This is a genomic window from Streptomyces sp. NPDC090077 (assembly GCF_044747545.1).
Lineage (GTDB): Bacteria > Actinomycetota > Actinomycetes > Streptomycetales > Streptomycetaceae > Streptomyces.
In genome coordinates this window covers 12512-30623 of sequence record NZ_JBIVEG010000029.1, presented here as the reverse complement: position 1 = coordinate 30623, position 18112 = coordinate 12512, and the positions used below count along the sequence as shown (strand labels likewise).

Genomic DNA, 18112 nt, shown 5'->3' with positions numbered 1-18112 from the left:
CCTCGCGCTCTGGTGGCTGGACGGTCGGTTCACGGTCCGGGCTGCGGACCGGTGGGGGCGCTGCTCGGGGCGGCGGGCGGCGGGCCCGCGTCGTAGGTCACGGGCAGGCCGGCGGGGGCCGTTCCGGTGGGTGCGACCTGGAGGGTCTTGAGGGCGAACTCCATGACCGTCTTGTAGATCGGGCCGCAGATCTGGCCGCCGAAGTAGCTGCCCTTGGTGGGGTTCTGGATGGCGCAGTAGACGGTGATGCGGGGGTTGTCGGCGGGGGCGAAGCCGGCGAAGGAGGCGGTGTAGCCCTTGTACCGGCCGGTGGCCGGATCCACCCGGTTGGAGGTGCCGGTCTTCCCGCCGACCCGGTAGCCGGGGATCTTCGCCTTGGTGCCGGTGCCCTCCTGGTCGTCGACCACGGATTCCAGCATCTCGGAGAGGGTCTTGGCCGTTTCGGCGCTGATCACCCTGGTCTGCTCGGGGGCCGGGGCCGGGGTGAAGCGGCCGTCGGGGCCCTTGGTGCCGCGCACCAGGGTGGGGGTGATGCGGACCCCGCCGTTGGCGATGGTGGAGTACACGGAGGCGGCCTGCATGGCGTTGAGGGACAGGCCCTGGCCGAAGGGGATCGTGTACTGCTGGGAGGTGGACCAGGCCTCGGGCCGGGCGAGGATCCCGCGGGATTCGCCGGGGTAGTTCAGGCCGCTGGGGCGTCCGATGCCGAACTTGTCCAGGTAGGAGTGGAGGACCTTGTTGGCCTCGGGCTGGGTGGCGCCGAGCTGGCCGGTGGCCAGGATGGTGCCGATGTTGGAGGACTTGGCGAGGACCCCGTTGAGGGTCAGGTACCAGGTCGGGTGGTCGACGTCGTCCTTGAAGAGCCGGTCGCCGCGGTGGAGCCGGTTGGGGACCTCGACGTGGGTGTCGGGGCGGGCCTTGCCCTCCTCCAGGACGGCGGCCATCGACATCACCTTGGCGGTGGAGCCGGGCTCGTAGACGTCCTGGAGCGCGGCGTTGCCCATCGCGGCGGAGCGGGCCCGGGTCAGGTCGTTGGGGTCGAAGCCGGGGGCGTTGGCCATGGCCAGCACCTCGCCGGTGCGGGTGTCCTGGACGATGACGTAGCCGCGGTCGGCGCCGGACTTCTCGACCTGTTCGGCGATGGCGCTCTGCGCGGCCCACTGGATGTCGCGGTCGATGGTCAGCTCGATGTCGTCGCCGGGCACGGCGGGCTTCTCGCTGGATCCCGCGGTGGGGACGCGGCGGCCGCCGGACTGGGCGTAGGTCAGTTCGCCGTCCTTGCCGGCGAGCTTCTTGTCGAGGGCGGACTCCAGGCCGCCGCCGCCCTTGCCCTCGGCGTTGACGTAACCCAGTATCCCGGCGGCGAGGTCGCCGCCCGGGTACACGCGCTTGCTGCTGACCTCGTTGAAGACGCCCGCGATGACGTTGGCGCCGGGGCCGTTCTTCTTCTTGTCGGCGGCCGCCTTGTCGGCGAAGAGCTTCTTGAGGTCCTTGATCTGGTTCCAGACCTGGGGGGTCTGGCGGCGGGCCAGGATCACGTAGCGGCTGTTCTTGGTCTGGAGCCGCTTGGCGAGCTCTCCGGCGTCCGCTCCGAGGATGGGCGCGAGCAGGGCCGCGGCCTGCTGGGGGGCGTCGGGGGCCTTGCTCTCCTGCGGGGTGAACATCTTCGGGTCGGCGGTGATGTCGTACGCGTCGACGCTGGTGGCCAGGGCGACGCCCTTGCGGTCGGTGATCTCCCCGCGCTCGGCGGCCAGGGTGTGGCTGGCGAAGCGGTTCTCGCTGGCCTTGGCGGAGTACGCGGAGGCGTCGACGGCCTGCACCTGGAGGAGCCGGACCACGAAGGCGAGCATCACGAGGGTGAGCCCGACGCCGACCAGGCGCAGCCGCGGCTTCGGGTTCCCGAGCCGGATGGTGTGCGGGGGCCCCGGCCGGGCGTTGACCCGGGCCCGGGGAACCGGCGCCTTGGGGCTCACCGCCGCACCCCGCCGCACGGCGCGGGAGCCGGGGGCGTCACACCCCTGGGGCTCCGCCCCCGGGCGGCGCCCGCCCGTCCGGCCCCGCCGGCGATCGAGGCGTGGGGCGCCGGGTGCGGCGCCCCCGGGGAACGGTGGAAGGGCGGGGCGGGGAGTTGCCCCGCAGGGGTCCGCGTCACGACGTCACCTGCCTGGCGTAGGGGTGGGTTGCGGGGTGCCGCTGGGAGCCTGGGCCGGGGCTGCCGGAGCCGATGCCGGGGCCGACGGGGCGGGCGAGCCGGGGGCGGGGGTCTGCGAGGCCGGAGGTGCCGGAGGGGCCGGCGGCGGGGCGGGGGCCTCGGCCGGCGCCGGGGTGCCCGCGGTCTTCCCGTCGGTGCCGAGGAAGACGGGGCTGCCGCCGGCCACCAGGCCCAGCTCGCGCGCCCGGCGCTGGAGGGCGTCCGGCGCCGAGTAGGCGTCCACGTCCCGCTGGAGCGCCTGCTGCTCGTCCGTCAGCGCGGTGGTCTCCTTCTTCAGCCGGCTCAGCTGGAAGGAGCCCTGGTTCAGCGCGGAGTTCAGCAGCAGCAGGCTGATCAGCCCGCCCGCGAGCAGCGCCACCACCAGCAGGACGAACGGCATCCGCGCGGCGCCGCCGCCCTGTGGCCGCGGCCGGGCGGCGGCGCCGGCGCGGGCCTTGGTCACAGCCGCGCCTCGCGGATGCGCTCGACGCCCCGGAACCGGGCCGGGGCGGCCCGCCGGTTCTCGGCGATCTCCTCCTCGGTCGGCAGCTCGGCGCCGCGCGTGAGCAGCTTCAGCTTCGGCTGGTACTTCTCCGGGACGACCGGCAGCCCGGGCGGGGCCGTGGAGGTCGCTCCGGCGGCGAAGACCTGCTTCACGAGGCGGTCCTCCAGGGAGTGGTACGAGAGCACCGCGATCCGGCCGCCGACCGCGATCTTGTCGACCGCGGCCGGGATGGCCCGCTCCAGCCCGGCCAGCTCTCCGTTGACCTCGATGCGCAGGGCCTGGAAGGTCCGCTTGGCGGGGTTGCCGCCGGTGCGCTTGGCGGCCTGCGGCAGGGCGTCGCGGATCAGCTCCACGAGGCGGGCGCTGTGGGAGAAGGGCTCCTTCTCCCGCTCGCGCACGATCGCGGACACGATCCGCTTGGCCTGCTTCTCCTCGCCGTACTGGCGCAGGATCCGCACCAGCTCGCCGGGGGCGTAGGTGTTGAGGACCTCGGCGGCGCTGATGCCGGTCGTCTGGTCCATGCGCATGTCCAGCGGCGCGTCCTGGGCGTACGCGAACCCGCGGTCGGCCTCGTCGAGCTGCATGGAGGAGACGCCGAGGTCGAAGAGGATGCCCTGGACGGCCGGGAGCCCCAGGCCGTCGAGGACCTCGGCGAGGTCGGCGTAGATCGCGTGGACGAGCGTGGCCCGGTCGCCGAAGGGCGCGAGCCGCTCCCCGGAGAGCCGCAGGGCCTCCTTGTCGCGGTCGAGGCCGATCAGTCGTGCCTCGGGGAACCGGGTCAGCAGGGCCTCGCTGTGGCCGCCGAGGCCGAGGGTGCAGTCGACGACGACGGCCCCCGGCCTCTCCAGCGCCGGGGCCAACAGGTCCAGGCACCGCTGGAGCATCACCGGGACATGTCGGGACTCGCTAGTCAAAGCGCCCTCTCAGATAACGGCGCGGCAGGCATACGCCGCGCCGCGCACGCGGAGTGTTACCAGGGGGCCGGGCGGCCGGTGAGGGCCGGGCTCCGGCCGGTTCGCGTCACTTTAGTGCAACGGTCGCCGCGGTCAACGAACCGCCCCGTGCCCGGTGCGCCCTCCCCCGAACAAAGCCCAAAAGCCGCGAACCACCCGAACAGCGGCCCCCGTCTCACCCCTGTGGGTTAGCTCACAACAACGTTCGTTGACCTTCTTTGTCCACCCTCGCTCCATGCCTCCACGTGCCGTCACCACTAACGTCGTCGCCATGACGACTTCCGCATCCCTGCCCGCCCACCCCGCACCCCAGGCATCGAGCGGCGCATCCGTCACCGACCGGCTGGTGGCGGCCAACCGGCGCTACGCAGCCCGGTTCACCGACCCCGGCATGGACGCCCGCCCCGTCCTGCACGTGGCCGTCGTGGCCTGCATGGACGCCCGCCTCGACCTGCACGAGGCCCTGGGTCTGGAACTCGGCGACTGCCACACCATCCGCAACGCCGGCGGGGTCGTCACCGACGACACCATCCGCTCGCTCACCATCAGCCAGCGCGCCCTCGGCACCCGGTCCGTCATACTCATCCACCACACCGGCTGCGGCCTCGAAAGCCTGACCGAGGACTTCCGGCACGAGCTGGAGGACGAGGTCGGCCAGCGCCCCGCCTGGGCCGTCGAGGCATTCCGCGACGTGGACCAGGACGTCCGCCAGTCCATGCAGCGGGTCCGGACGAACCCCTTCCTGCTGCACAAGGACGATGTGCGAGGCTTCGTCTTCGACGTGCACACCGGTCTCCTGCGGGAGATCGATCCGGCCACCTGAGTGACAGACCCGGCGGACGCCGTCAAGAATGCGGGGAGACGTCACCCGGAACCCCTCCGGGACGGTGTCCGTGTTTCGGGGTGGGCCGGTCCATGCGCCAACAGCGACGGCCCGTAGAAAGGGCCGAGGAGAACCAGGTGACCACGTACGACGACCGAGCGAGCCTCGCCGACCTGACCAGCACGGCCGAACGGGTCCGCCGGTCCGTCGAGAGCGTGATCGAGGGCAAGCCCGAGGTCGTACGGATCGCGCTGACCGTGCTGCTGGCCGAGGGCCACCTCCTCATCGAGGACGTCCCCGGCGTCGGCAAGACGATGCTGGCCAAGACGCTCGCCAAGTCCATCGACTGCTCGGTCCAGCGCATCCAGTTCACCCCGGACCTGCTGCCGTCCGACATCACCGGCGTCAGCATCTACGACCAGCAGCGGCGCGAGTTCGAGTTCAAGCCCGGCGCGATCTTCGCGCAGATCGTCATCGGCGACGAGATCAACCGCGCCTCCCCCAAGACCCAGTCCGCACTGCTGGAGTCGATGGAGGAGCGCCAGGTCACCATCGACGGCACCACCTACGCCCTGCCCAGCCCCTTCATGGTCGTCGCGACCCAGAACCCGGTCGAGATGGAGGGCACCTACCCCCTCCCCGAGGCCCAGCGCGACCGGTTCATGGCCCGCGTCTCCGTCGGCTACCCCAGCCCCGAGGCCGAACTCCAGATGCTCGACGTCCACGGCGGGCTCTCCCCGCTCGACGACCTCACCGCCGTCGCGCACGCCCACGACGTGGTCAAGCTGATCGAAGCCGTCCGCGAGGTGTACGTCGCCGCACCCGTCCGCCGCTACGTGGTCGACCTGGTCTCCGCGACCCGCAGCCACCCGGACCTGCGCCTCGGCGCCTCGCCCCGCGCCACCCTGCACCTGCTGCGCGCCGTCAAGGCCTCCGCCGCCCTGTCCGGCCGGGACTACGTCCTGCCCGACGACGTCCAGCAGCTGGCCGCCCCCGTCCTCGCGCACCGCCTGCTGCCCACCGCGCAGGCCCAGCTCAACCGGCGCACCGCCGAACAGGTCGTCCACGACATCCTCCAGCGCACCCCCGTCCCCGCCGCGCACCACCGCGGCGAGATGCCGCCCGGCTCGGGCGCCCGGAGCTTCTGATGGCGGCCGGTGCCCCGCACGGCGCCGGCGGGCAGGTCAGGGACCCCGGCGGGCTGCGCGCCTCGCTCGCCGGACTGACCACCCGGGGCCGCTCGTTCCTGGCAGCCGGAGCCGCCGCCGCGGCCTGCGCGTACGTACTCGGCCAGGGCCAGCTGCTGCGGGTCGGACTGCTGCTCGTCGTCCTCCCCCTGATCTGCGTCGTCGCCCTGCACCGCACCCGCCACCGGGTCACCGCGAGCCGGCGCCTGGCCCCGCCCCGGGCGCCCGCCGGCGGGGAGGCCCGGGTGCAGCTGCGGCTGGACAACGTCTCCCGCGTCCCCACCGGACTGCTGATGCTCCAGGACCGCGTGCCCTACGTGCTCGGCCCCCGGCCCCGGTTCGTCCTCGACCGGGTCGAGGCCGGCGGCCGCCGCGAGGTGTCCTACCGGGTCCGCTCCGACCTGCGCGGCCGCTACCCGCTCGGCCCCCTCCAGCTGCGCCTGACCGACCCCTTCGGGCTGGTCGAGCTGACCCGCTCCTTCACCGCCTACGACACCCTCACCGTCGTCCCGCGCACCCAGCCCCTGCCCGCCGTCCGGATGACCGGCGAGGCCGGCGGCTACGGCGACGGCAGCCGCCGCTCGCTCGCCCTGGCCGGCGACGACGACGTGATCCCCCGCACCTACCGGCGCGGCGACGACCTGCGCCGGGTCCACTGGCGCTCCACCGCCCGCTACGGGGAGCTGATGGTGCGCCGCGAGGAGCAGCCCCAGCGCACCAGGGCCACCGTCCTGCTGGACACCCGCGACGTGGCGTACGAGGGCGCGGGCCCCGACTCCGCCTTCGAGTGGGCCGTGTCCGCCGCCGCCTCCACCCTGCTGCACGTCCTGGAGCAGGGGTTCTCGGTGCGGCTGCTGACCGACACCGGTGACTCCGTGCCCGGCGAGGGCGGCGGGGGCTTCTCCTCCGGCGGCACCGAGACCGCCGAGGCGGCCGGACTGATGATGGACACCCTCGCGGTCGTCGGCCACTCCGACGGGAGCGGGCTCGGCCGCGCCTGTGACGCGGTCCGCAGCGGCGGAGCGGCCCTGGCCTCCTCCGGCGGCGACGGCCTGCTCATCGCCTTCTTCGGCGACCTCGACGCGGAACAGACCGAAATGGCGGCCCGGATGCGGCAGCGCAGCGCGGCCGCCGTGGCGTTCGTACTGGACTCCGCGACCTGGACCGGAGCGCCCTCGCGGGCGGAGGAGCGGCTGCGCAGGCTGCGGGACGCGGGCTGGACGGCACTGGCCGTCCCGCCCGGCGCCGCCTTCGCAGAACTGTGGCGGCAGGCCGGGAACGCTCCCCTCGGCCCCGAGACCTCCGGAGGCCGGGGATGAGCGGGCGCACGCGGGTGACGCTCTTCGGAATGCTGGCGACGCTGCTGACCTCCTGGTCGCTGGCCCCGCTGGTGGAGTCCTCCGGCTGGCTGCTCCAGGCGGCCGCCCTGCTCGGCGTACAGGCCGCGGTCGGGGCCGGCGGGCGGCGGGTGCCGCTGGCCCGGTCGCTGACCCTGGCCGCACAGCTGCTGGTGTCGCTGCTGCTGCTCGCCCTCCTGTTCGCGGGGAAGGCCGAGTCCACCGGGAGCGGACCGCTGTCCTTCCTGGTCACCGACTTCGGGGCGCTGTTCCAGCAGGGCGTGCGGGACGTGGGCGAGTTCGCCATACCGGCCCCGCTGACCGACGGCATCCGGCTGCTGCTGCTGGCCGGGGTGCTGCTGATCGGGCTGCTGGTGGACGCGCTCGCGGTGACGCTGCGGACCGCCGCGGCGGCCGGACTGCCGCTGCTGGCGCTGTACTCGGTGGCCGCCGGGCTGTCGACGGGGCAGGGCGGCTCCTGGTTCGCCTTCCTGCTGGCCGGCGCGGGCTACCTGATGCTGCTGCTGTCGGAGGGCCGCGACCGGCTGGCCCAGTGGGGCCGGGTCTTCGGCGGCGCCCCCAGCACCCGGGTGTCGGCGGCCTCCGGGTACTCGGGCGGCGGCGGCCGGGCCGTGGCGCCCGTGCGCTTCGGGCGCCGGATCGGCGTGGTCGCGCTGGGCGTGGCCGTGGCGGTGCCGGCCGTACTGCCCTCGCTCGGCGGCGGGCTGCTGGGCAACCCGGGCGACGAGACGGGCTCTTCGGGCCGGGGCGGCGGCACCATCTCGGCGGTCAACCCGCTGGTCTCGCTCCAGAGCAGCCTGAACGCGCAGGACAACCGGGTGGTGCTGAAGTACCGCACGGACAGCCCCCAGCTCGGCGAGCAGTACCTGCGGATCCTGGCGCTGGACGAGTTCAACGGCGTCAAGTGGGAGGCCTCCGGGCGGCCGCTGACGGACGTGCCCGAACGGCTGCCGAACCCGACGGGGCTGAGCGACCGGATCCGCGAGGGCGCGACCGAGGTGCGGACCTCCGTCTCGGCGGCGGAGACCTACGCCCAGCGCTACCTGCCGATGCCGTACCCGGCCACGCAGATCGACATCGGCGGCAAGTGGCGGTACGAGCCCGCCGGCCGGACCCTGGTCGGGGACCAGCTGGGCAAGGACCGCTTCCAGAACGTGCAGGGCGCGCAGTACACCGTACGGAGCCTGCTGCTGCGGCCCACGGCCGCGCAGCTCCAGGCCGCACCGGCCGCCAACCCGCTGGTGCGGGACGAGTACACGAAGCTGCCGGACAACCTGCCGCCGGTGGTCGCGGAGACGGCGCGGAAGGTCACCCAGGGCGCGCAGGACGACTACACGCGGGCCGTGCGGCTCCAGGACTTCTTCGCGGTGAACGGCGGCTTCCGCTACGACACGAAGGTGTCCTCGGGCACGGGCTCGCAGGCCATCGCCCGCTTCCTGGCGGACAAGGAGGGCTTCTGCGTCCACTTCGCCTTCTCGATGGCGGCGATGTCCCGCTCCCTGGGCATCCCGGCGCGCGTCGCGGTCGGCTTCACCCCGGGCGAGAAGCAGGCCGACGGCAGCGTGAACGTCTCGATGCGGGACGCCCACGCGTGGCCCGAGCTGTACTTCGAGGGCGTGGGCTGGACCCGGTTCGAACCGACGCCCCGCTCGGGCATCTCGCTGCCGGAGTACAGCCGCACCGAGGCCCCGGCCCCGCAGCCGTCCACGCCCTCCGCGCTGCCCTCGCAGGCCGCGTCGGCCCCGGCGCCCATGCCCTCGCAGGCCGAGGCGTGCCCGCCGGAGCTGAAGAAGCTCGGCGAGTGCGGGGTGCCGGCCGCCCAGCAGAACACCGGCGCGGGCTCCGGCGGCTTCCCGCTGGGCGCCGTCCTCGGCTGGACCGGCGGAGTGCTGGCCCTCGTCGCCCTCCTGCTGCTGCCGCTGCTGTGGCGCCGCCGGGTCCGCGAGCGGCGGCTGGCCGGCCCGGACGTGCTGGCCGCCTGGCGGGAGCTCGGCGACAGCGCCTGGGACGTGGGCATCCCGCCCGACGAGGCGCTGTCGCCCCGGCGGGCCGCGGGCCGGATCGTGCTCCTGGGCAAGCTGGACGGTGAACCCGCGCAGGCGGTGCACCGGGTCGCGGGCGCGGTGGAGCGGGCGCTGTACGCCCCGCCCGGCGCGGACCTCTCGTACCCGGAGCTGGCCGCCGACGTGCGGCTGGCCGGCACGGCCCTGCTGACCACCGCGGACCGGCGGTCCCGGGCCCGCGCCCTGTTCCTGCCCCGCTCGGCGGCGCGCGTCACCGCCGCCCTCTCGCTCCGCACCGCCGCCGCCTCGGCACGCCTGTCCTCCCTCACGTCCCGCATCCGCCTCCCCCTCCGGGGCCGCGGCTGACCGGCCGGCCGCTGCGCGGGGCTGGTCCCCTACCCGCCCTTCGCCCGTTCCCTGGGGCTCCGCCCCAGACCCCGCGCCTCAAACGCCGGCGAGGCTGATTCAGCCTCGCCGGCGTTTGAGGCGCGGGCGCGGTAGCGCCGTATGGGTCCGGGCGCAGCCCCTGGGCTTTCCAGCCCCGCCGGCGCTTGAGGCGCGGGTCCGGGCAGGGCCCGGGGAACGGCGGAAGGGCGGGTAGGGGACCCAGCCCCGCGCAGCGGCGCACGCCGACCCGCACCCGCCCACCGGCACCGGCACCGGCACCGGCACCCGGCACCCGGCACCCGGCACCCGGCACCCGCCCAAAGGAAAACGCCGGTGCGGCATGGGCTCGTTCCCCCCGAGCCCGCCGCACCGGCGTTCCGTTTCCCCGTGCAGGGACCCGGTCCGCTCCGCGGCCCCGTGTCCGCGGTGCGGGCCGAGCGGCCCTGTCCATGACCTCCAGTCTGCTGTCTTCGCAGGTCGGAGCCCATCCGTACACATACTCATCTCTGCGTCTGAGTACGGATACTCAGTTCTACGCCGCCGACCGGCGGCAGCGGCACCGCCGACCGGGGGTGTCAGCGGCTTCCGCTCACCCGCCCCCGCAGCAGCAGCGACAGTGCCGAGTGGACGTCGTCCAGGGACCGCTCGCTCTGGAAGGCCTGCCAGTCCAGCGCCGCCACCAGCACCATCCCGACCAGCGCCGCCGCCGTCAGCGGCACGTCGATCTCGGCGCTCAGCTCCCCGCGTTCCACGCCCTCCCGCAGCACCGATTCGACGACCGCCACCGCCTCGCCCCGCACCACCATCAGGGTGGACTGCCAGGCCCGGTTGGTCCGCCAGAGTTCGGCGACGTACAGCTGGGTGAAGGCCGGGTACCGGTCGATGAAGACCAGGCCCGCGCGGATCATCCCGTCGAGGGCCTCGATCCGGCTGCCGCCGCGCGCCTCGGTCTCGTCCGCGGCCGCCCGCAGCGAGGCGGTCAGCAGACCCACCCCGTGCCGCAGCAGCTCCTCGAAGAGTTCGGTCTTGCTCGCGAAGTTGTAGTACACGGTGCCCTTGGCCACGCCCGCCCGCTCGGCGATCTCGTCGACCGTGGTCGCGGAGAAGCCCTGTTCGGCGATGAGGGTGACGGCCGCCTCGTACAGCTTCTGCCGCGTGGCCTGCCGCCGGGCACCGACGGCGGTGGTGCTACTGCTTTCCATGGCGCTGATTCTCACAGGTCAACAGCCCCTTACAGGCTCAGTTCGGGGTGCAGCCGGTCCATGGTCCACACCTGCTTGCCGCGGGCGGCGAGCGCGGTGAGGGCCAGGGCTCCGGCCGTGAAGGCCACCAGGACCGCGCCGCCCTGCCACACCGGGGTGAGGTCGCCGCCGGTGATGAGGCGGCGCAGGCTCTCGACGATGTAGGACATCGGCAGGTACGGGTGGATGCCGTTGAAGAAGTCCGGGCTGGTCTGGACGGGGTAGGTACCGCCGGCCGAGGTCAGCTGGAGCATCAGGAAGGCGAGGACGAGGATCCGCCCGGCCGCCCCGAACTTGGCGTTCAGCCACTGGATGATCGCCGCGAAGCAGGCGGTGACCAGGACCAGGAAGCCGATGGTCAGGGCCGGGTGGGCCATCTTCAGGCCGAGGCCCGGGGCCCAGTGCAGTACGGACATCAGCGCGCCCACCTGCGCGGCACCGAGGCCGACCACGGGCAGCCAGCCCGCGAGGGCTATCCGCCAGGGCGAGGCGCCGGCGGCCAGGGCCCGCTTGTTCATGGGGGCGATCAGCATGTAGGCGACCATCGCGCCGACCCACAGCGACAGCGGGATGAAGTACGGGGCGAAGCCGGTGCCGTAGTTGGGCGCCTTGTGCAGGGCCTGGCTGGCGAGCTGCACCGGGTCGGCCATCACCTGGGTGCGGGCGTCGCGCTGCTGCTGGTCGTAGTCCGGGATCTTGCCGACGCCGTCGTGCAGGCCGCCGGCGAGCTGTCCGCTGCCGTCGACCAGCTTGAACATGCCGCCGTTGAGCTTCTCGGCGCCGTCGCCGAGCTTGCCGACGCCCTCGCCCAGCTTGCCGGAGCCGCCCGCGGCGGTCCCGATGCCCTTGTGGAGTTCGGCCATGCCGGCGGCGACCTTGTGGGCGCCGTCGTTGAGGGCGTTGGCCTGGGTGACGGCCGCGTCGAGGTCGCCGGCGAGGGCGGGGGCCTTGACGGCGAGTTCGCGGGCCTTGTTCTCCAGGTCGGTCAGCTGGCCCTTGAGCTTCGCGATGTCGCCGTTGGAGTTGCCGAGGACGGTGTTCGCGTCGCCGGCGAGCAGGGCGGCCTCGGCCGTGTCGTCCTTGACCACCTTCGCGTCGGCGCAGTAGGCGGGGGCCGGCTGGGCCGCGGCGGTGCAGTACTTCGTGTAGAAGGTGTCGGCCCGGGTGGCCGCCCGCTTGGCGATGGACGCGGCGGCCGGGGCCTTCTCCACCGCCTTGTCGAGGTGGTTCCTGACGACGGCCGCGGTGTCCCCGACGAGCTTGGCGGTGTCCGCCAGGTTCTTCGGGTCCTTGACGAAGGGGCGGGCCTTGTCGGTGATGCCGCTCACCTTGTCGGCGACCTTCTGGGTGCCGTCCGCGACCTGCCGGGATCCGGTCTCCAGCTTGCCGGCGGCCTCGTTGAGCTTCTTCAGGCCGCCGGTGAGCTCCCCGGACTTCTCCTTGGCCGTGTCGAGGCCGTCGGCGAGGTCCTTCGCGCCCTGCTGGGCCTTGCCCGCGCCGTCCTTGAGCTTGTCGGCGCCGTCGGCGGCCTCGGCGGTCTTGTCGTGCAGGTCGGAGAAGGAGACGAAGATCTTGTCGAGGAACTTGCGGGAGGCCTTGGTGGAGGCGGCCGAGCGGACCTCGGAGAAGACGGTGCGGGAGATCGAGCCGACGATGTAGTTGTTGGCGTCGTTCGTGTGGACCTGGAGGGCCCCGGTGGCGGGGTCCGCTCCGCCGCTGGAGGCGATCTTCTCGCTGAAGTCGGCGGGCATGGTCAGGGAGAGGAAGTACGTCCCGTCCTCCAGGCCCTTCGCCGCCTCCTGCTCGCTGACCTCGCGCCAGTCGAAGGTCTTGCGCTCGCGCAGGTTCCGGGCGATCTCGCCGCCGACGTCGAGGTGCTCCCCGTTGACGTCGGCGCCCTTGTCGGCGTTGACGAGGGCGACGGGCACCTTGTCGAGGCGGCTGTACGGGTCCCAGAACGACCAGAGGTACAGGGCCCCGTAGAGCAGGGGCAGCAGGAGCAGCGCGACGAGGGCGGCCCGGGGCAGCTTCCCCCGCCCGAACCGCTTCAGCTCAAGCGCGGCCAGTTTCGGCGAGCGCATCGTCCGCCCCCTTCGTGTCTTCCGTGGCTTCGTCGTGGTCGGTGGCGGGCTCCGCGGCCCCGGCTGCGGGCGCTGGGGGCTCCTCGGGCCCGGGCCGTGCGGTGGCGGGGGCGTCGGGGTCCGTGTCCTTGCCCGGGGGCAGGCCCCAGGTGATCTTCGGACCCTCGGCGGCCGGCGCGGCGGGCACCGGCTTCGCGGGTGCGGCGGCGCCGGTCCCGGGCTCCGCCCCGGTGCGCACCACCGTGACGCCCTCCGGGGCCTCGCTGCACACCGCGAGGACGGTCGTGCCGCGGTCGGCGACCGAGCGGAGCAGGGCCCAGGCCTCGGCGCGTTCGGCGTCCGAGAGCTTGAGGTCGAGGTCGTCGAGGGCCAGCAGCCGGGGGCCGCCCAGCAGGGCGATGGCCACGGACAGCCGTACGGCCTCCAGGCGCTCCAGGTCGCGTACGGAGGTCCGCTCGCCCTTGGGCAGGGCGGCCGGGTCCAGTCCGACGGCGGCGAGGGCCTCGTCGATCCGGGTCCGGGCGGTGGCCCGGCGCTCGCCGCGCGGGCGCAGCAGGGTCCGCAGGGGGGCCTCGTAGCGCCGCTGGAGCATGGCCCCCTCGCGGAGCTGCTCGGCGACGGTGAGGGCCTGGTCGAGGTCGTTGACCCCGGGGACCGGGCCGAGGGCGGCGATCCGGCGGACCGCGGCCATCTTCTTGGGCAGCCGGTGGCGGCCGATCTCGGCGTGTCCCTCGGTGGCCTTCATCCGCCCGGTGAGGGCGAGGAGCAGGCAGGTCCGGCCGCTGCCGGAGGGGCCTTCGAGGGCGATCAGGGATCCGGGGGCCGCGTCGATCCCCACGCCCCGGAACACCCAGCCGCGCGGGCCCTTGAGTCCGAAGCCCTCGGCCTTGACGGCGGCTCCGTGCGGGCTGTCCACACCCTCCCCCTTCTTTTGAACTGACCAGTCAGTTCAAAAACTAGCAGGTTCGGGAGCGGGGAACGCGCCCGAGGGGCCCTCCCGGCGGGATTCCGACGCGATCCGGGCGTGATCCCGCCGGCTCACCCCGGCCGCCCGTTCCGCCAAAACCGCAGGTAGGCGCGATTGTCAGTGGCGGCCGTCACGATGGACACACGAACGCACACACCGGCAGCACGCCGAGCACCACGCAACGACAGGAGGTTCGTCATGGCCACACCGTCCCCGTCCCCTGTCCACCCCGTCCCGCGCAGGGCGTCCGCACCCCCGGCCGCCCTCGACCTGCTCGCCAAGGCCCGCAGCGGCCTGGCCGAGGCGGCCCTGCTGCCCCGGCCCAACGAGCGGTACGCCACCGCCCACCTGGCCGCGCTGCGCACCGCCGCGGCCGTGCTCGCCGCGCGCGGGCGGCCCGAACCGGTGAACCCGCGGCGGCGGCCCCGGATCCGCAGTGCGTGGGAGGTGCTGCCGGAGATAGCGCCGGAGCTGACCGAGTGGAGCGCGCTGTTCGCCTCGGGCGCCGCCCGCCGGGCCCGGGCCGAGGCGGGGATACCGGACGCGGCGAGCGGCCGGGACGCGGACGACCTCGTCCGGGAGGTGGGGATGTTCCTGCGGCTGGTGGAGCGGATGCTCGCGCTGCAGCCCGTGGCGCAGGCCCTGCCACAACCCCGCCCGGAGCGTCCGGACGCCGGATGAGCTGCCCGGTCGGCCGAGGCAATAGGGTGGGGCACGCACCGCCCCACCCTTAAGCGCCGAGGAGCCATCAGCCGTGTCGGACACTTCCCGCCCCCGCGCCTCCCTCCGCACCGCCGTGGTGTGGGAGGTCCTCAAGGAGGCCCTCGACCGCCGGGTGAAGGCGACCGGGCGGGACGTCCTCGACGTGCTGGACACCGGCGGCGGCACCGGCAAGTTCGCCGTGCCCGTGGCCCACCTGGGCCACCGGGTGACCGTGGTCGACCCCAGCCCGAACGCGCTGTTCGGGCTGGAGCGCCGGGTCGCCGAGGCCGGCGTCGCCGACCTGGTGCGCGGGGTCCAGGGCGACGCCCAGGGCCTGCTGGACGTCGTCGAGCGGAACGCGTACGACGTGGTGATCTGCCACGGCGTGCTGGAGTACGTGGACGACCCGGCCGAGGGCGTGGCCAACGCCGTCGCCGCCCTGCGCCCCGGCGGCGTCCTCAGCCTGCTCGGCGCCGGCGTCGGCGGGGCCGTGCTGGCCCGGGCCCTCGCCGGGCACTTCACCGAGGCCCGTACCGCCCTCACCGACCCGGCCGGGCGCTGGGGCTCCGGCGACCCGGTGCCGCGCCGCTTCACCGCGGAGCAGCTGGCCGCCCTCGTCGGGGACGCCGGCCTGGAGGTCGGCGCGGTCCACGGCGTCCGCATCTTCGCCGACCTGGTCCCCGGCGTGCTGGTGGACACCGAGCCCGGCGCCGTGGAGGCGCTGCTGCGTCTGGAGGAGGCCGCCGCCGAGCTGCCCGCCTTCCACGCGGTGGCCACGCAGCTGCACGTCCTGGGCGAGAAGCCCGCCTGATCTGCGGGCTTGCTCCGGCGGCCTTCCGGCGGATCCCCTCCCTTCCGGCGCGCCGACCCGTATGATCGGGTGCACCGGTCGGCATGGCGGACTGCTCATTGGGGAATAAGCGCCTCAATGACCGCCTTGGCTCCGGTACGTTCGAAGCACCCGTTCGTTCGGCACCGCGTCCGGCTCGCTGGATTTGCCTGGCACGGTGGTTTGCAGAATGTGGCGTAGAGGGCGGGTATCACGGGGGCGATTCCCCGCCTATCCTGAAGGGGACCCCTGGTCGCTACCCCCCCGCGACCGACGGATGAGGAGGACTCCCGTGCCGCTCTCGGAGCACGAGCAGCGAATGCTCGAGCAGATGGAGCGAGCGCTGTACGCCGAAGACCCCAAGTTCGCGACAGCGCTTGAGGGCAGTGGACTGCGCACGTACACCCGGCGACGGGTCTACCAGGCAGTCGTAGGCATTGTGGTGGGTATCGCGCTCCTCATGACTGGTGTGATCTGGCAGGAAGTGCTCTGGATCAGCGTGGTGGGATTCCTCGTCATGCTGGCCTGTACGGTCCTCGTGGTCACCGGTTGGCGCAAGGCACCCAAGCCCGGCGAGCAGCCCGTCTCCGGAAGTGCCGGAGGTTCGGCCCGTGGCCGAAACCGGCAGCGTCGGTCGATGATGACCCGCATCGAAGAACGGTGGCAGCGCCGCCGTGACGAACAGGGGCAGTAGCCCCGCACACACTCCGCACGTGAGGGGACGGCTGCTGCACCGCGGCCGTCCCCTCACGGTTTCCGCCCACCCGATCGCCCGCACTGCGGCATGCTGATCAGATGAGCGTCCTCCCCCTGGTCTTCACCAGCGGCTGGGCCAGCGGCATCAACGCCTACGCCGTGGTCCTGCTGCTCGGCGTCTTCGGCGCGACCGGCCTCTCCGACGACGTCCCGGCCTCCCTCCAGCGCACCGACGTGCTGATCGCCGCGGCCGTGCTGTTCCTGTGCGAGGCCGTCGCGGACAAGATCCCGTACGTGGACTCCCTCTGGGACACCGTGCACACCGTCATCCGGCCCGTCGCCGGAGCGGTGATCGGCGCCCTGCTCGCCGGGCAGAGCGGCTCGCTGTCCGACCTCGCCGCCGGGGCGGTCGGCGGCTCCACCGCGCTGGCCAGCCATTTCGTCAAGGCCGGCACCCGGATGGCGGTCAACACCTCCCCCGAGCCGGTCAGCAACATCGTGCTGAGCACCGCCGAGGACCTCGGCGTGGCCGGCATCGTCACCTTCGCGATGTTCAACCCCCAGGCCGCCGCCGTGATCGCCGCCGTGCTGCTGCTCATCGGCCTCGCCCTGATCGTCTACCTCTGGAGCCGGATCCGCCGCTACCGACGGCGGCGGGCCCAGCGCCGCGAGGAGAAACGCCTCGCGGCCGCCCGCGCCCCGGGCGGGGCACCGCCCGGCTGGCCCCCCGGCCCCGCTCGATAGGCTCAGCGCCATGGCAAGAATTGCGGTGATCGGCGCCGGCATGGGCGCGATGGCGACGGCGGCCCGGCTGGCCGTGGCGGGCCACCAGGTGACGGTGTACGAGCGCGGGTCCACGTACGGGGGTGCCGTCGGCCGGTACGAGCGCGACGGCTTCGCCTTCGACACCGGGCCCGGACTGCTGCACCTGCCCGCCGTCTACCGCGACCTGTTCGTGAAGACCGGCAAGCGGCCGCTGGAGGACTGCGTCGACATGGTCCAGCTGGACCCCGCGGTCCGGCACGTCCTGGACGGCGCCGCCGTCACCCTCCCGGGCGCCTCCCGGGGCGGGGTCGCCACCGCCCTCGACGAGGCCTTCGGCGCGGGCGCCGGCGAGCGCTGGAACGCCCTCCTGGGCCGGGCCCGCGACACCTGGGACGCCACCCGCCGCCCCCTGCTGGAGGAGCCCCTGCGCCCCGACTGGCAGGTCCTCGGCCGCGACCCCTACCCGGCGCTGCGCGGCAGCGGCCTGCTGCGCCGCCGTACGCCGACGCTGGCCGAGGTGGCCCGGCGCGAGCTGGGCGGCGGGCTCGGCGAGCTGCTGGCCGGCCGGGTCCTGGCGTACGGCCTGGACCCCGACGCGGCGCCCGCCGCCGCGGCCGCGCTGCCCTACATGGAGCAGACCTTCGGCAGCTGGTACGTCCGGGGCGGCATGCGCGAGCTGGCCACCGCCGTGTACGAGCGCTGCCGGGAGCGGAAGGTGGAGTTCGTCTTCGGCGCCGACGTCCGCGCGGTGCTGCACCGCGACGGCCGGGCCGCCGGGGTGCGGCTGGCCGACGGCACCGAGGCCGCCGCCGACCAGGTCGTCTGCGCCGTCGACCCGAGGCAGCTGCCGGCCGCCTCCGTGCCCCGGCCGCGCGGCGGCGTACCGGCCCGGGGCAGCGAGGTGCCCGGGCGGCTGACCCTGCTGCTGGCCCTCCGCGGCGCCCGCCCGGCGGACGCGGTCCACCGCACGCTGGTGCACTCCCCCGGCTCGGCGGGCGTCCGGCTGGTCACGGTGCTGCGCCCGGACGACCCCGCCACCCGGCCCGACGCGGACCACGAGGCGGTCACCGTGAGCGCCGTCTGCGGCCCCGCGGGCGGTGCGCCGGTCCCGGACCCGGAGAAGCTGCTGGACCTCGCCGCACGGGCCGTCCCCGGGCTGCGCAAGCGGCTGCTGTGGCAGGAGGTGCGCACCCCGGCGGACGTGGAGGCGGCCACGGGCGCGCGGGGCGGCTCGGTGCCGGCGCCCGCGCTGCCGGGGGACGGCGGCCGGATGCTGTACCCGGCGAACACGACCGCCCTGCCCGGGCTCTACCTCGCGGGCGGCTGGGCGCACCCCGGCGGCGGACTCGCGCACGCCGGGATGACGGGCGCCCTGGTGGCCGGGCTGATCGTGGAGGGGGCGGAGTTCCGGGGCTCGCAGTGAG

Annotated in this window: 15 protein-coding genes; 9 read left to right on the top strand and 6 right to left on the bottom strand. The window is 74.2% G+C overall.

Annotated elements, in window-relative coordinates:
- Positions 1 to 29: 29 nt before the first annotated feature.
- From ACIPW5_RS32535 to rsmH, 3 genes are all read right to left on the bottom strand, one after another.
- A complete protein-coding gene (locus ACIPW5_RS32535) occupies positions 30 to 1991 on the bottom strand; it encodes a peptidoglycan D,D-transpeptidase FtsI family protein (protein ID WP_401252753.1) in 1962 nt (653 codons plus the stop codon).
- 165 nt (positions 1992 to 2156) lie between these two features.
- Complete coding sequence (locus ACIPW5_RS32530; protein WP_401252750.1) at positions 2157 to 2654, bottom strand: hypothetical protein; 498 nt, start codon at positions 2652 to 2654, stop codon at positions 2157 to 2159.
- On the bottom strand, positions 2651 to 3580 hold the full coding sequence (gene rsmH, locus ACIPW5_RS32525) for a 16S rRNA (cytosine(1402)-N(4))-methyltransferase RsmH (protein WP_401252747.1): 930 nt from the start codon (positions 3578 to 3580) through the stop codon (positions 2651 to 2653). Before rsmH ends, ACIPW5_RS32530 begins: the two co-directional genes overlap by 4 nt.
- Before the next feature lie 304 nt (positions 3581 to 3884).
- Between rsmH and ACIPW5_RS32520 the strand changes: the two genes are divergently transcribed.
- From ACIPW5_RS32520 to ACIPW5_RS32505, 4 genes are all read left to right on the top strand, one after another.
- Positions 3885 to 4472 carry a beta-class carbonic anhydrase gene (locus ACIPW5_RS32520; protein ID WP_401252745.1) on the top strand — a complete coding sequence of 196 codons (588 nt, stop codon included), beginning with the start codon at positions 3885 to 3887 and terminating at the stop codon, positions 4470 to 4472.
- 137 nt (positions 4473 to 4609) lie between these two features.
- Positions 4610 to 5620 carry an AAA family ATPase gene (locus tag ACIPW5_RS32515; RefSeq protein ID WP_401252742.1) on the top strand — a complete coding sequence of 337 codons (1011 nt, stop codon included), beginning with the start codon at positions 4610 to 4612 and terminating at the stop codon, positions 5618 to 5620.
- Complete coding sequence (locus ACIPW5_RS32510; RefSeq protein ID WP_401252740.1) at positions 5620 to 6978, top strand: DUF58 domain-containing protein; 1359 nt, start codon at positions 5620 to 5622, stop codon at positions 6976 to 6978. Before ACIPW5_RS32515 ends, ACIPW5_RS32510 begins: the two co-directional genes overlap by 1 nt.
- Positions 6975 to 9386, top strand: a complete 2412-nt coding sequence (locus ACIPW5_RS32505) for a transglutaminaseTgpA domain-containing protein (RefSeq protein WP_401252737.1) — start codon at positions 6975 to 6977, stop codon at positions 9384 to 9386. The genes ACIPW5_RS32510 and ACIPW5_RS32505 overlap by 4 nt, the downstream gene beginning before the upstream one ends.
- Before the next feature lie 596 nt (positions 9387 to 9982).
- Here the strand turns inward: ACIPW5_RS32505 and ACIPW5_RS32500 are convergent.
- The 3 genes from ACIPW5_RS32500 to ACIPW5_RS32490 are packed head-to-tail and all read right to left on the bottom strand — an operon-like array spanning position 9983 to position 13645.
- The gene (locus ACIPW5_RS32500; protein ID WP_401252736.1) at positions 9983 to 10609 is read right to left on the bottom strand and encodes a TetR/AcrR family transcriptional regulator; all 627 of its coding nucleotides are present in this window, start codon (positions 10607 to 10609) and stop codon (positions 9983 to 9985) included.
- A 29-nt stretch (positions 10610 to 10638) separates the two neighbouring features.
- Positions 10639 to 12729 carry a YhgE/Pip family protein gene (locus tag ACIPW5_RS32495; RefSeq protein ID WP_401252734.1) on the bottom strand — a complete coding sequence of 697 codons (2091 nt, stop codon included), beginning with the start codon at positions 12727 to 12729 and terminating at the stop codon, positions 10639 to 10641.
- Positions 12701 to 13645: an ATP-binding cassette domain-containing protein gene (locus tag ACIPW5_RS32490; RefSeq protein ID WP_401252732.1), complete on the bottom strand. Its 945-nt coding sequence runs from the start codon at positions 13643 to 13645 to the stop codon at positions 12701 to 12703. The genes ACIPW5_RS32495 and ACIPW5_RS32490 overlap by 29 nt, the downstream gene beginning before the upstream one ends.
- Positions 13646 to 13894: 249 nt before the next feature.
- Between ACIPW5_RS32490 and ACIPW5_RS32485 the strand changes: the two genes are divergently transcribed.
- The 5 genes from ACIPW5_RS32485 (at position 13895) to ACIPW5_RS32465 (ending at position 18111) form a co-directional block, all read left to right on the top strand.
- Positions 13895 to 14377 carry an SAV_6107 family HEPN domain-containing protein gene (locus tag ACIPW5_RS32485; RefSeq protein ID WP_401252729.1) on the top strand — a complete coding sequence of 161 codons (483 nt, stop codon included), beginning with the start codon at positions 13895 to 13897 and terminating at the stop codon, positions 14375 to 14377.
- A gap of 73 nt (positions 14378 to 14450) precedes the next feature.
- Complete coding sequence (locus ACIPW5_RS32480) at positions 14451 to 15209, top strand: methyltransferase (RefSeq protein WP_401252726.1); 759 nt, start codon at positions 14451 to 14453, stop codon at positions 15207 to 15209.
- 310 nt (positions 15210 to 15519) lie between these two features.
- Positions 15520 to 15921 carry a DUF3040 domain-containing protein gene (locus ACIPW5_RS32475; protein WP_401252724.1) on the top strand — a complete coding sequence of 134 codons (402 nt, stop codon included), beginning with the start codon at positions 15520 to 15522 and terminating at the stop codon, positions 15919 to 15921.
- 101 nt (positions 15922 to 16022) lie between these two features.
- Complete coding sequence (locus ACIPW5_RS32470) at positions 16023 to 16667, top strand: DUF4126 domain-containing protein (RefSeq protein ID WP_401252721.1); 645 nt, start codon at positions 16023 to 16025, stop codon at positions 16665 to 16667.
- A 10-nt stretch (positions 16668 to 16677) separates the two neighbouring features.
- Positions 16678 to 18111: a phytoene desaturase family protein gene (locus tag ACIPW5_RS32465; RefSeq protein WP_401252718.1), complete on the top strand. Its 1434-nt coding sequence runs from the start codon at positions 16678 to 16680 to the stop codon at positions 18109 to 18111.
- Position 18112 lies beyond the last annotated feature (1 nt).